This window comes from Streptomyces hyaluromycini (assembly GCF_002217755.1).
Classification (GTDB): Bacteria; Actinomycetota; Actinomycetes; order Streptomycetales; family Streptomycetaceae; genus Streptomyces; species Streptomyces hyaluromycini.
Genome location: NZ_BCFL01000020.1, coordinates 286,154 through 299,836, shown reverse-complemented (window position 1 = coordinate 299,836; position 13,683 = coordinate 286,154). Strand labels below are relative to the sequence as shown.

Here is a 13,683-nt window from a genome sequence, read left to right as displayed (position 1 = left end):
CTCAGGGAGCGAGAGGATGCGGGAAAAGCACCGGACCGAGTCACCAGTCGCACCACCCGAGTTCCGCCGGCCCCCGCTGCGGCCGGCCGACGCCCGCAGAGCGGTACGCGGCGCGGTCGCCCGACGGGACCTGCCGTGTGCCGCCGGAGCCCTCGACGACGCCCTGCTCGTCACCTCGGAACTGACCACCAACGCCATCCTGCACGGCGGCGGGATCACCGGCTTCGACGTCGACGTCGAGGGGTGCGCGGTACGGGTGTCGGTCAGCGACCGCAGCGACGAGATACCGGTCGCCGAACGGGCCGCGGAAGAGCGCGACCGCTGGCTGCCCGGCGGCCGGGGCTGGCCCATCGTCTGCCGGCTGGCCCGTGACGTGGAGGTCGCCGGACTGCCCTGCGGCGGCAAACGGATCACCGCGGTCGTGCCCCTGGCCTGAGCCGGTGGGCAGACTTCCGGCAGGACGCTGTTTGCGCCCGGACCGAAGGGGCAGTCGCACTGTCGTGCTTCGGACCGGAGGCGCGCGCCGACGGGAGCAGTCGTACGACGGCCCCCGGGCCCGCAGAGCGGTCCGGGAGGTGCTTGCGCGGCGCCCCCCCCGCACCGCAGTTCGGGCCGAGTCCCGGGACCTCGTTCCGGTGACGCCCTGAAACCCACACTTCAGGAGCGATTCCGCATGCCCAGCCAATGGTCGACCAGCCGTCCCCGCACGCCCGACCGCACCACCCGCACCGCACCCCGCCGCACCGTCCGCACGACGCCCCGCCGTACCCACGACGACGCCCCCGACACCGCGGGCCGCTTCGACCGCCTCGCCGGGCTCGATGACGGCCCCGAGCGGGACGCCCTGCGCGGCGAACTGGTCGCCGCCTGGCTGCCCATGGCCCACCGCATCGCCGGCCGCTTCCGCGACCGCGGCGAGTCCGTCGAGGACCTGCGCCAGGTCGCCGCGCTCGGCCTGGTCAAGGCCGTCGACCGCTACGACCCCGCACGCGGTGCCTTCGAGAGCTACGCGGTGCCCACCATCACCGGCGAGGTCAAACGGCACTTCCGCGACCGGATGTGGGCGCTGCGCGTACCGCGCCGGGTGCAGGAACTGCGCAACCGGGTACGGGTGGCCCGCCGCGATCTCACCCAGAATCCGGGCTCCCCGGAACGCACCGTCGCCGACCTCGCCGCCCGCACCGGCCTGACCGAGGACGAGGTCACCGCCGGACTGGAGGCCCTGGAGAGCTTCAGCACCCTGTCCCTGGACGCCGAACTCGCCAGGGGCGAGGAGGGTTACAGCCTGGCCGACACCCTCGGGGAGTCCGAAGGGTCCTACGACGTCGTCGTCGACCGGGAGGCGGCGAAGGAGGGGCTGCGGCGGCTGCCCGAGCGGGAACGGGCCATCCTCTACATGCGGTTCTTCGAGGACATGACGCAGAGCCGGATCGCCGAGAGCCTCGGCATCTCCCAGATGCACGTCTCCCGGCTCATCAGCCGCAGCTGCGCCCGGGTCAGGGCCGAGGCCCTGGGAGGGTCCGCCTGATCCCCGCGGCCGCGGCAGCCGGATCCAGCCGGATCCCCGCCGGGCGACGGGGAGACGGCACCGTGACGCCCCGTCATGCGGCCGCCCGCGGCCGCACCGGCACCCCCAGCGGCCGGGCCAGGCCCACCACCGCCTCGTCGAGGCGCTGCAGATGCCGCAGCACCCGGTCGGTCACCCGGCCGTAGCGCGGCGCCCGGAGGGTGCCCGGGTGCAGCATCGCCGCGATGCTGGGACCGGTCTCGATCTCGGGGACGGGCTGCCGGCCCGCCACCTGGGCGGAGATCGCCTCGATGTTGTGCACGATCCGCCGCCCCGCCCCGCGCAGCCGGGGATCCGCCGCGATCGCCGGATGGGTGGGCAGCAGCTCCGCCGTCGCGGCGAGGGACCGCGCGTGATAGGCGCAGGTCTCCAGGAGTGCCACCACATAGCGCGCGGTGTCCCGGCGGGAGCGCAGCGGGGTGATCGGATGCGTCAGCGGCTGCACGGCCGCCGCCAGGTCGGCCAGCGCCTGGTCCAGGTCACGGGCCTTCTCCACCAGGTCGACCGGCGGCGCCCCGCTCAACTGGTCGGCCGAGGCCCGGGTGACGTCGGCCAGCCGGTCGAGCGTCTCGGCCAGCAGTTCGTCGGTACGTCGGTCGGTGTGCACCGGCAGCACCACCGCGGCCGCGATCACCCCGCACACCGCGCCGAGCGCCGTCTCCGCCACCCGCAGCACCAGGACGTCCAGGCTGTAGGTGTTGAGCAGCGTGTACAGCAGGCCCAGCATCGCCGTCACGAAGAACGACATCAGGGTGTACGAGACGGGCGCCGAGTAGAACATCGCGAAGATGAAGAGCAGCACCAGCCCGAACGCCGTCCAGGTGTGGTGCCCGACCAGTCCCGCGAGCACGATGCCCGCCACCACGCCGAGAACCGTGCCGAGCAGCCGCCGGTAGCCCTTCACCAGGATCTCGCCGGTGGACGCGGTGTTGATGAACACGATCCAGCAGGTCAGCACCGCCCAGTACCAGCGCTGGGCGGAGAGGAACTCCCCGCCGACGATGGCCAGCGACGAGCCGACCGCCACCTGCACCGCCGCCCGCGTGGTCGGCCGGCGCAGCCCGGTCGCCTCCTCGGCCTCGCGTTCGCCCTCCTCGGCGCCCTCGATGGCCGCGTCCTCGGCGTCCAGCTCCTCCCGGGACCGGGAGGTGGCCGGGGTGTCGTCGGACTCGTCCTGCGGCCCGTCCAGCGCGATCCGCAGCCCCAGCACCGCCCGCGCGGCCTCGCCGATGCCCCGGAACACGTCCTGGACGGCCGGCGAGGCGGGCGGCAGGTTGTCCTCCTCGCGGTAGCCGAGCAGCCGGTTGCGGAGCCGGACCAGTGCGGTTCCCCGCTCGGGCCCGGCCGGCCGCAGCACCAGCAGCCGCAGCGCCTCCAGATCGAGCCGCAGCCGCTCCATCGCCTCGTCCCGCACCGGCTCCACGGCCCCTGACGGCAGCGGGGCGCCCGGCAGATGCAGGGTGAGCGTGTCCGCCCGCTCGGCGCTGCGGGCGGTGAGCAGCAGCAGCCCGAGCCGCTCGGCGGCGATCTCGGCGTCCGCGATCCGGCGCTGCACCAGCCTGGCCACCGCCTCGTCGGAGGTGCCGTCCACGAGCCGCCCCTGGATCAGCAGGGCCGTCTCGTGCAGCCGGGCGGTCCTGACCCGGACCTCCTCCACCGCCTTGTCCCGCTCCTCCGGCCCGGCGTCGATCAACTCGGCCTGTGCGGCCACCAGTTGGGCGAACCGGACCCGGAAGGCCCGCCGCAGCCGGTCCAGGATGCCCGCGGCGGTCTCCCGTACCAGCGCGAAACGCGCCACGGCCGCGCAGCCGAACGCCACCGTGATCGTGAGGTACAGGCCCGGCAGCGCGGGCGCGGTCGCGTGCACGAACAGCGAGGCGAAGTAGATCTGGAAGCCGATCAGCCCCAGCGCCGTGCCCCGGTCGCCGAAACGCCGGCTGTAGACCGCGCTGAAGATGAGGGCCACGAAGAACAGGTCGCCGATCACCACCCGCGAGTTGAGCAGCGCGCCCAGCGACATGGAGGCCAGCGCCACCGGCAGGCCCAGGGCGAGCGTGACGGCCTGCTGCGGCCGCCCCTTCTCCCGGATCGCGAAGGTGGCCACCATCGCCGTGATGGCCCCGGCCACCAGATGCGACACGTCGAACCGCAGCGCCGCCAGGACGGCGAGCGTGAGCGCGATCGACGTGACCGTGCGCAGACCGGCGGTGAAGCGGAGCAGCCCGGGGTCGGCCGCCACGAGCCGCCCCCGGATCTCCGCCCGCCCGGGCCGCCCCGCCGCTCTCACTCCGCCGCGCTCTGCGTCACGCCGGCGATGCGCCGGGGTCCTCGGGGCCCTCGGCGCGCGCCCGGACCTGCTCCGGCGTCAGATACGTGTCCGTGTACTCGAAGTCCTTGAGCCGGGCCGGCTTGCGGGACTGGAAGCCCGTACGTACGAAGTCGTCCCCGGCCAGCGCGTTCAGCAGCCAGTTGGTCGCGACCCGGGTCTTGGCCACGTTGGTGCGCAGCGCCGACCAGTGGTAGCCGCGGGCCACCACCTGGGCGGGCAGACCGCGCAGTTCGATGCCCAGCGGCTTGGAGACCGCGTCCTTGCCGCCGAGGTCCACCACAAGGCCCAGGTCCTTGTGCACGTACGGGCGGAGCTGCTCGCCCCGCAGGGTCGCGATGACGTTGTCGGCGACCGCCCTGCCCTGCCGCATGGCGTGCTGCGCGGTCGGCGGGCAGATCGCGCCCGCCTCGTCCTTCGCCTTGTCCGGCACGGCCGCCGCGTCGCCGAGCGCGAACACCCCGTCCTGGCCCGGCAGGGTCATCTCGGCGGTGACCGCGAGCCGCCCCCGGACCGTCTCCGCGCCCATGGTGGCGATCAGCGGGCTGGCCACCACCCCGGCCGTCCAGATCAGCGTGTGGGTGGGCACCACGCGGCCGTCGGTGAAGGTGACCTCCGCCGGGCCCGCCTTCTCGATCGACACCCCCAGGGAGACGTCGATGCCCCGGCGGCGCAGCACCTCCTGGGCGCTGCGGCCGAGCTTGTCGCCGAGTTCCGGCATCAGCTTCGGGGCGATGTCGATCAGGTGCCACTTGATCAGCTTCGGGTCCAGGTTCGGGTAGCGGTGCAGCGCCGCGTGCGTGAGCTTCTGCAGACAGGCCGCGGTCTCGGTGCCCGCGTAGCCGCCGCCGACCACCACGAACTGCAGCCGCGCCGCGCGTTCGGCCGGGTCGGAGCTGGCATCGGCCAGATCGAGCTGGGAGATGACGTGGTCGCGGATGTAGGCCGCCTCGGCGAGGGTCTTCATCCCGAACGCGTGCTCGGTCAGGCCGGGAATGTCGAAGGTGCGGGTGACACTGCCCGGGGCCAGCACGATGTAGTCGTACCGCTCGTTCACGAGCTGGTCGGTTATCGTGCGGACGACGCACACCTTGGACTTCAGGTCCACCCCGATCGCGCCGCCCGGGATGATCCGGGTGCGGTACCTCTTGCTGCGGCGCAGCGACACGGCGATCGACTGGGGTGTCAGCACACCCGAGGCGACCTGCGGCAGCAGGGGCAGATAGAGCTGGTAGGAGGTCGGCGACACCAGGGTGACGTCGGCTTCGTCCGGGGAGAGCTTCCGCTCCAGGCGGCGCACGCATCCCACTCCGGCGAAGCCTGCGCCCACCACCAGGATCCTGGGTCGTGTCACGGTGTATCCCTTTCCGCTGCTCCGGGCCGGCCGGCTCGACGCCGTCCGCGTGCCCCGGAACGCTTGCTTCGCACCACATCGATCCCACCGTGCCCGACGCCCTTCCGCCAGCCGGGCGGCGCAGGCAGCCGAACGCGTGGGCTCCAGCATGCCCCTGGATCGCCGGGAGAAACCGGCTGTCGCACAGATAAACGCCGGACACCAGTCCGGCCGAAGACCGTCCCGCGGCGATCACGTACGCCAGTAGAGTGCCCGCCATGGCGCAGACCCAGCCCGGAACGGGCTTCCAGAAGCGGCACGTCGACCCCGGCCGAGTGACCCCGCTGGTCGCCGCCCTGGACTCCCAGGACGCCAACCCGGGCGTGCGGCGGCTGCGCACCTGGGCCGAGGAGGCACTGGCGGTGCGGCCCGGGGAACGGCTCCTCGACGTCGGCTCCGGAACCGGCTCGCAGACCCGGGTGCTGGCCACGGCCGTCGGCCCGGACGGCGTCGCGATCGGTGTCGAGGTCAACCCGAGTCTGCGCGCGGTCGCCGAGGAGCGGTCCGCCGACAGCCGGGCCCGCTTCCTGCAGGGCGAGGCGGAGGCGCTGCCCGTGCCGGACGGCTCGATGGACGTCGTGTGGTGCGAGCGGGTCCTCCAGCACGTCCACGAGCCCGACCGGGCCATCGCCGAGATGGCCAGGGTGCTGCGCCCCGGCGGCCGGGTGGCGCTGCTGGACACCGACTGGGGGACCACCCTCCTGCACCCCGGCGACCCGGTGGTGGTGCGCGCGCTCACCGCGGCCGCCCTCAACGGCGCCAACCCCTACGCCGGGCGCCGCCTGGTCGGCCAGCTGAGCGCGGCCGGATTCGTGGTGGACGACCGCGGCTCGCAGGCCCTGCTCCAGGACCACCGCTCGGTCGCCTGGCCGCTGATCCGCATGCTCGGCGAGGCCGCCGTGCGCACCGGCGCCGTCACCGAGGAACAGCGGGACACCCTGTACGCCGACCTCGCCGAGGCCGCCGAGCAGGGGGCGGTGCACATGTCGGTGACGATGTTCGGGGTGGTCGCGCACCGGCCGGAGTGACCGCACCCGGCCCCGGCCGGGCGGACTTCACCAGGGCAGGAAGGCGTGAACATCCTTGCCGTCCCCGGTGACGACCACGCTGACCTGGTCGCACAGGGTGTGCAGCAGATGCCAGCCGATGCCGCCCCCGCCCCCGTGCGGGTGGAACGGCCGCGGCTCGGGCCGGACCCGGCTGGTGTCGTGCACGGTGACGTGGACGCCGTCGTAGGTACGGCGCATCCGCAGCTCGAAGGGGCCCGGCGCGTACTGGACGACGTTGGCGGCCAGCTCCGTCACGACCAGCAGGATGTCGTTCCAGCAGTCGGGACCGGTGGGCGGCGAGCTGCGCGAGAGGCCGGCGAGGTAGCCGTCGGCGGCGAGCCGGGCGCCGGTCACATCGCGGAGCCGGCCCGGGAAGGAGACCCTGCATCCGTCGGGCTCCTCCACGGATCGGCCGTCGTCCCGCCGTGGTCCGGTTCCCATCTCGTCACTTCCAGCCCCGGGAAGGGGCCGCCGTCGCGCTGCTCTCTCCCTGAGCGGCGAGTTCCCACCCTGGCCTCGGATACGCGTGATCCGTTCAGCGGAACACGTTGTCCGAGTCGTCCCAGTCGGCCGGCTCCGGCTGGCCCGGCCGGCGCACCGCCTGGGAGCGGGCCTGGTACATGGCGTCGATCTCGGCCGCGTAGTGGCGCGCGATGGCGTCCCGGCGCAGCTTCATCGACGGCGTCAGCATGCCGTTGCCCGGGGCGAACGGTTCCTGGATCACCCGGTAGACCCGGATCGACTCGGAGCGGGACACCACGCTGTTGGCGGACGCGATGGCGCGGGCGATCTCCTCGCGCAGCGCGTTCTCCTCGCGCGCCTCGCGCCCCGGCGAGTCGCCCGGCAGCGCGAGCGCTCCCCGCCAGTGGGCGAGGAAGTCCGGGTCCAGGGTGATCAGCGCGCCCACGCAGGGCCGGTCGTCGCCGACGACCACCGCCTGGTGCACCAGCGGGTGCATCCGCAGCCGCTGCTCCAGCGGGGCCGGGGCCACGCTCTTGCCGCTGCTGGTGATGATGATGTCCTTCTTGCGGCCCGTGATGGTCAGATAGCCCTCGGAGTCCAGCCGCCCGATGTCCCCGGTGGCCAGCCAGCCGCCGCGCAACGCGGCCCGGGTCGCGTAGTCGTCACCGACGTACCCCTGGAACACCGACGGACCGCGCACCAGGATCTCGCCGTCTTCGGCCACCTGGATCTGGGTGCCGGGCAGCGCCTGGCCCACCGTGCCCGACTTCTCGCGGCCCAGCGGCTGCATGGTGATCCCGCCGCTGGACTCGGTGAGGCCGTAGCCGTCGTGGACGTACATGCCGATGCCCTCGTAGAACAGGGTGAGTTCACGGCTCAGCGAGGAGCCGCCGGAGGTGGCCCGCAGCACCCGGCCGCCGAGTGCCCCCCGCAGCTTGCGGTACACCGTCCGCTCGTACAGGGCGTGTTGCAGCCGCAGGTCGAAGGCGGGTCCGGCACCGGTGCCCAGCCGCTGCCGCTCCAGGGCGGCGGCGAAGTCCCGGGCGGTCTCCGCGGCCCGCTCGAACAGGGCGCCCCGGCCGTGCTGCTGGGAGGTGCGCAGGAACGTCTTGTACACCTTCTCCAGCACCGACGGCACCGCGTACAGATAGGTCGGCCGGAACGTGGCCAGGGCCGCCGCCAGCGCGGCCTCGGTCATCTCCGGCTCGTGACCCATCAGGATCCCGCCGCGCAGACACATCACCATGACCATCAGGCCGTACACGTGGGAGAACGGCAGGAAGGCCAGGACGGAGGCCTGTTCGCCCGGGCGCGCCGCGGTGTGCCCCCAGCCCGCCAGCAGGGTGTCGCAGGGGTACGCCAGCCCGCGGTGGCTCAGCGCGCAGCCCAGCGGACGCCCCGAGGTGCCCGACGTGTAGGTGATGGCCGCCGTGGAGTCCGGCATCACGATCCGGCGCAGCGACTCCACCGTGGTCAGCGGGACCAACGCGCCCTTCTGCACCAGCTCGGGCAGCACCCCCGCGTCCAGCTGCCACACGTGCTTGAGCCCGGGCAGCCCCTCGCACACGGTGCCGACGGTCATCACCGCCCGGTCGTCCTCGACCACCACGGCCACACAGCGGGCGTCCCGCAGGATCCACTCGACCTGGTCCCGCGCGGACGTCGGGTGGATCGGCACCACCTCGGCCCCCACCGACCACAGCGCGAGGCCGAACACCGTCCACTCGTAGCGCGTCCGCGCCATCATGGCCACCCGCTGCCCGGGCGAGATCCCCGACGCGATCAGACCCTTGGCCAGGTCGACCACCTCGTCCCGCAGTTCGACCGCGGTGACCTCCTCCCAGCCCGCGCCGGCCTCGGTCCGGCGCGCCAGCACCGGCAGTGTGGGGTTCCGGTCCGCCGTCTCGAAGACGCTGTCGGCGAGCCCGCCGGCCAGGGTCGAAGCGGTCGTCGGAGCGAGGGCGTAGTCGCGCATGCACTGCTCCTGGAAGTACGGAGGGTGACCCTCCCGATCGGTACTGTTGTCGACGAGGGTCGAATCTAGCCCAGGGGAGTGCGGCCCGTGTCGGGAACGGTCAACTCGTTTCCACCTGATGACAAAGCTCAGCCCCGGAGTTCAGCCCTGGGTGCGGCGCACACACTCCACGACGACGTCCCGCAGGCTCCCGGTGCGCTCCAGGAACGACCGCTGCTCGCGGGCGCCGGTGCCTCTGTGCAGCAACTGTGCGACGGCCTCCTCGACGCCGAGGGCGTCACCGCTGTCGGCGAGCGCCTCCGCGGTGTGCGCCAGCAGCGTGCGCACCACCTCGGCGGCGGGCCGGGGCCGCATGGTCACCGGGTCGAGGAGGTCCTGCTCCAGCCCGTTGCGGGCGGCCTGCCAGGAGGCCAGCCGGAGCATGCTCACGCCGGGATCGAGCGGCGGCCGCCCGGCCCGCCAGTCGCGTGCGGCCGTCTCCACCAGGGCGCGGATCAGCGTGGCGACGAGGACGGTGGTGTCCGCCCGCAGGCACACGTCGGCCACCCGGATCTCCACCGTCGGGTAGCGCGTGGACAGGCGGGCGTCGAAGTACACCATCCCCGTGTCGAGGATGACCCCGCTGGCCACCATGTCCGCGACCCGTTGCCGGTAGCGCTCGGCCGAGCCGAACAGTTCGGTCGGTCCCGCCGACGGGCCGCGCGCCCACAGCCGGCTGCGGAAGCTGGCGTAACCGGAGTCCCGGCCCTGCCAGAACGGCGAGTTGGCGCTGAGCGCGCGCAGCACCGGAAGCCACGGCCGCAGCCGGTCGAGGACGGCGACCCCCTCCTCGTCGGACTCCACCGACACGTGCACATGGCAGCCGCAGACGAACCAGTCCACCATGGCGGCGCCGAACCGCCCGGCCATCCAGTGGTACCGCTCGTGCCGGGTGAGCGCCGGGGCGACCGGCAGGGGGCAGGTGGCGAGCGCCGCGACCGCGCAGCCGATCTCGCCCGCCAGCCGGCCCGCCTCCTTGCGGCAGCCGGCGATCTCGGCACCGAGCTCCGCCATGTCCCGCTGCGGACTGGTGGCGAGCTCCAGCATCTGCCCGAACAGTTCCTTCTGGAACACGGCCTGCTCGGGATCGTCCTGGGCGGCCCGGTCGACGACGGCGGCCGACCAGGGCACGGGCTCCCCGCTGTCCGGGTGGACCAGCAGGAGTTCTTCCTCCACTCCGACGGTACGCAGCACAGGGAACCGCCCTCCGGCCGGGCCGCGACCGACGCGGCGGGGTCTTTCCACCCGGACTGCCCGAACCCGGCCGTGGAAACACGTGACGGAGCCCTCGACGGGCTACGGGGCGACAGGCTCCAGCCATACCGTGCCGAGCGGGGGCAGCGTGAGCCGCAGAGCGCCCTCGTCGGCGAGCAGCGGCCCCCGGCTGACGACGTCCCCGCCGCCGTACCGAGCGCTGTCGGTGTTGAGGATCTCCTGCCAGACGGGCATCCCCTTGGGCACGCCCAGGCGGTAGCCGGGGCGGACCACGGGGGAGAGGTTGGAGACCGCCAACAGGGGCCGGGCCTCGGCATCGAACCTCAGGAAGGCGAAGACGTTGTCCTCGGCCGCGTCACCCAGGACCCACTGGAAACCCGCCGGATCGGTGTCCCGCTGCCACAGCGCGGGGTGCGCGCGGTACCCGGAGTTGAGATCGCGGACCAGATCCCGGACACCCCGGTGATCGGCCTCGGCCCCGTACCCGGGGTCGAGCAGCCACCAGTCCGGGCCGTCGGCGTGGGACCACTCGCCGCCCTGGGCGAACTCCTGCCCCATGAAGAGCAGTTGCTTGCCCGGGTGGGCCCACATGAAGGCCAGATACGCGCGGTGGTTGGCACGCTGCTGCCACCAGTCGCCGGGCATCTTCGAGACGAGCGAGCGCTTGCCGTGCACGACCTCGTCGTGGGAGATGGGCAGGACGTAGTTCTCGCTGTACGCGTAGACCATCGAGAAGGTCATCTCGTGGTGGTGGTACTTGCGATGCACCGGTTCGTGCCGGATGTACTCCAGCGAGTCGTGCATCCAGCCCATGTTCCACTTCAGGCCGAAGCCCAGCCCGCCGCTGTCGGTCGGCCGGGTCACCCCGTCCCACGCGGTGGACTCCTCGGCGATGGTCACCACCCCGGGCGCCCGCCGGTACACGGTCGCGTTCATCTCCTGCAGGAACGCCACCGCGTCCAGGTCCTCGCGCCCGCCGAACACGTTGGGCGTCCACTGCCCGGAGTCCCGCGAGTAGTCGAGGTAGAGCATCGAGGCGACCGCGTCCACCCGCAGCCCGTCGACGTGGAACTCCTCGCACCAGTACACGGCGTTGGCGACCAGGAAGTTGCGCACCTCCACCCGGCCGAGGTCGAACTCGTAGGTCCCCCAGTCCGGATGCTCGGCCCGCCGCTCGTCCCCGGGCTCGTACAGCGGATCCCCGTCGAAGCGGGCCAGCGCCCAGTCGTCCTTGGGGAAGTGGGCCGGCACCCAGTCCATGATCACGCCGATGCCGGCCCGGTGCAGGGCGTCGACCAGGTACTTGAAGTCGTCGGGGGTGCCGAGCCGGGAGGTCGGCGCGTAGAAGCCGGTGACCTGGTAGCCCCAGGAGCCGCCGAAGGGGTGCTCGGCGACCGGCATGAACTCGACGTGTGTGAAGCCCAGGTCGTCGACGTACGCGGGGAGTTCCTCGGCCAGTTCGCGGTAGCTCAGGCCCGGCCGCCAGGACGGCAGGTGCACCTCGTACACCGAGAACGGTGCCTCGTGCACCGGGACGTCACCCCGGTGCGCCATCCACTCCGCGTCGTCCCACTCGTAGTGCGAGACCGTCACGATCGACGCGGTCGCGGGGGGCACCTCCGTCCGCCTGGCCATCGGGTCCGCCTTGAGGAACCGGCCGCCGTGCCGGGACGTGATCTCGAACTTGTACCGCGCGCCCTCGCCCACCCCCGGCAGGAACAGCTCCCACACCCCGGCCGCGCCCAGCGAACGCATCGGGAACTGCGTGCCGTCCCAGCACGTGAAGTCCCCGGCCACCCGCACACCCCGGGCGTTCGGCGCCCACACGGTGAACCGGGTGCCGGCCACCCCGTCATGGGTCATCGGCTCGGCACCGAGCGCCTTCCACAGCTGCTCGTGCCGCCCCTCCCGGATCAGATGCAGGTCGAACTCACCGAGGGCGGGCAGAAAGCGGTACGGGTCGTGGACCTCGTGCTCGCCGTCCTCGTACGCGACGAGGAGGGTGTACGACGGGACCTCGGCGTACGGCAGGACGGACGCGAAGAACCCGTCGTCCTCCGGCGCCAGGGGGCTGCGCACCCCGTCCACGAGCACGCTCACGCCGCGGGCGTGCGGCCGCAGCGTCCGGAAGAGGGTGCCGCCGTCCACCGGGCGGGCGCCCAGCAGGGCGTGCGGATCGTGGTGGGCGCCCGCGAGCAGGCGCCCGCGGTCGGCGGCGTGCAGCGGCGGGGCCGTGGGACGGGAGGGGCCGGAGGGCTCGGGGAGCGAGGAGTCGCGCAGTGCCATGACGTCAGTCAGCCTCTCCAGCGGGCGAGCCGCTCGATCGCGGCCATCGGAACCGGAAGCCAGGCCGGCCGGTGCCGGGCCTCGTACACCACCTCGTACACCGCGCGGTCCGTCTCGTGGGCGCGCAGCAGTGCGTGCTTCTTGCGCGGGTCCCAGCCGGCCCGCGCAGCGTAACCCGCGCAGTAGGCCTCCCGGCAGCGGCGGGCCCACTCCGGACGCCAGGGGCGGCGCTGCCGGGCCGCGTAGTCGAAGGAGCGGAGCATCCCGGCGACGTCGCGCACCGGCGACTGGGTGCTGCGCCGCTCGGCGAGCGGCCGGGACGGCTCGCCCTCGAAGTCGATGACGAACCACTCGTGTTCCGCCCGCAGCACCTGCCCGAGATGGAGGTCGCCGTGGATCCGCTGGGTCAGCGGTCCCGCGTCGCAGGTGGCGAGCGCGTCGAAGGCGCCGCGCAGCCCCGGTACGAACGGCCGCAGTGCAGGCACCGCGTGCGCGGCCGCGTCCAGCCGCGCCGACATCGCCTCCGCCGTGCGGCTGTGTTCGTCGTGGACGGCGGACGGGAAGGCGGCGGCGAGCGCGAGATGCACCTCCGCGGTGGCCCGGCCCAGCTCCCGTGCCTCGGTGGTGAAGTCGTCCCCGGCCGCGAGCGCGCGCAGGGCGAGGGTCCAGCCGTCGGCCGCGCCGGGCAGGAAGGGCTGCAGTACCCCGAGCGTCGCCGGGCTCGGTTCGGTGGTGCGGAACCAGGCCACCGGCGCCGGCACCCGGGCGCAGCCCTGTGCGGCCAGTGCGCCGGGCACCTCCAGGTCCGGGTTGATGCCGGGCTGGATCCGCCGGAACACCTTCAGGATGTAGGAGTCGCCGTACACCAGCGACGAGTTGGACTGCTCGGCGTCCAGCAGCCGCGGCGCGAGTCCGCCGGGTATCCGGGCGTCCGGGGCGGTCTCGAAGCGCAGCGGGCCGGCCGTGCCGGGTATCCGCAGCCGCTCCAGGAGCAGTTCGGCGGCGCGCGGGTCGTGCAGGGCGTCGTAGACCGTGAGCCCGGCCAGCGGGCCGTCCTCGGCCCGGCCTATGTAGGCCCGCTCCAGCCTGGGCGCGCGGTGTTCGCGGACGCCGAGCAGGAGCTGGTAGCAGTCACCGGACGGGGCGGCACCCCCGCCGGGGGAGTGGTCGGCGTGGACCAGCAGGTGCAGGCAGCCGGGGAAGAGTTCGGTCACGGACAGCACGGACAGCTCCGTGACGGGCCGGTCCTTGCCCGCGAACCAGCGCTGCCGGGGCAGCCAGTCGCGCAGCAGCCCGCCCAGCGAGACCAGCGGCCGGTCGAGGCCGGCCGTCGTGCCCCGGGGCAGGTCAACGGTCTTCGTCATGGTGACG

At 73.3% G+C, this 13,683-nt stretch carries 10 protein-coding genes; 3 read left to right on the top strand and 7 right to left on the bottom strand.

The annotated features are described in order from the left end of the window. Window positions 1–16 precede the first annotated feature (16 nt). Both SSP29_RS23145 and SSP29_RS23140 read left to right on the top strand, forming a co-directional pair. Complete coding sequence (locus SSP29_RS23145; RefSeq protein WP_089102661.1) at window positions 17–436, top strand: ATP-binding protein; 420 nt, start codon at window positions 17–19, stop codon at window positions 434–436. Between the two features lie 237 nt (window positions 437–673). Continuing rightward, the gene (locus SSP29_RS23140; RefSeq protein WP_089102660.1) at window positions 674–1,528 is read left to right on the top strand and encodes a SigB/SigF/SigG family RNA polymerase sigma factor; all 855 of its coding nucleotides are present in this window, start codon (window positions 674–676) and stop codon (window positions 1,526–1,528) included. A gap of 73 nt (window positions 1,529–1,601) precedes the next feature. Here SSP29_RS23140 and SSP29_RS23135 read toward each other — a convergent pair whose 3' ends face one another. Continuing rightward, the gene (locus SSP29_RS23135; protein ID WP_438363804.1) at window positions 1,602–3,854 is read right to left on the bottom strand and encodes an FUSC family protein; all 2,253 of its coding nucleotides are present in this window, start codon (window positions 3,852–3,854) and stop codon (window positions 1,602–1,604) included. A 16-nt stretch (window positions 3,855–3,870) separates the two neighbouring features. Next, complete coding sequence (locus SSP29_RS23130; RefSeq protein ID WP_089102659.1) at window positions 3,871–5,247, bottom strand: NAD(P)/FAD-dependent oxidoreductase; 1,377 nt, start codon at window positions 5,245–5,247, stop codon at window positions 3,871–3,873. 257 nt (window positions 5,248–5,504) lie between these two features. On the opposite strand from SSP29_RS23130, the gene SSP29_RS23125 reads away from it, so the two are divergent. Then, on the top strand, window positions 5,505–6,314 hold the full coding sequence (locus SSP29_RS23125; protein ID WP_089102658.1) for a methyltransferase domain-containing protein: 810 nt from the start codon (window positions 5,505–5,507) through the stop codon (window positions 6,312–6,314). A gap of 27 nt (window positions 6,315–6,341) precedes the next feature. On the opposite strand, the gene SSP29_RS23120 is transcribed toward SSP29_RS23125, so the two are convergent. From SSP29_RS23120 to SSP29_RS23100, 5 genes are all read right to left on the bottom strand, one after another. Further along, entirely contained in the window at window positions 6,342–6,776 is a 435-nt protein-coding gene (locus SSP29_RS23120) for an ATP-binding protein (protein WP_089102657.1), read from the bottom strand. 94 nt (window positions 6,777–6,870) lie between these two features. Then, the gene (locus tag SSP29_RS23115; RefSeq protein WP_089102656.1) at window positions 6,871–8,772 is read right to left on the bottom strand and encodes an AMP-dependent synthetase/ligase; all 1,902 of its coding nucleotides are present in this window, start codon (window positions 8,770–8,772) and stop codon (window positions 6,871–6,873) included. Window positions 8,773–8,913: 141 nt separating this feature from the next. Further along, window positions 8,914–10,002, bottom strand: a complete 1,089-nt coding sequence (locus tag SSP29_RS23110) for a glutamate--cysteine ligase 2 (RefSeq protein ID WP_089102909.1) — start codon at window positions 10,000–10,002, stop codon at window positions 8,914–8,916. Window positions 10,003–10,107: 105 nt separating this feature from the next. After that, window positions 10,108–12,312 carry a 1,4-alpha-glucan branching enzyme gene (gene glgB / locus SSP29_RS23105; RefSeq protein ID WP_089102655.1) on the bottom strand — a complete coding sequence of 735 codons (2,205 nt, stop codon included), beginning with the start codon at window positions 12,310–12,312 and terminating at the stop codon, window positions 10,108–10,110. Window positions 12,313–12,320: 8 nt separating this feature from the next. Beyond that, the gene (locus SSP29_RS23100; RefSeq protein ID WP_089102654.1) at window positions 12,321–13,676 is read right to left on the bottom strand and encodes a maltokinase N-terminal cap-like domain-containing protein; all 1,356 of its coding nucleotides are present in this window, start codon (window positions 13,674–13,676) and stop codon (window positions 12,321–12,323) included. Window positions 13,677–13,683 lie beyond the last annotated feature (7 nt).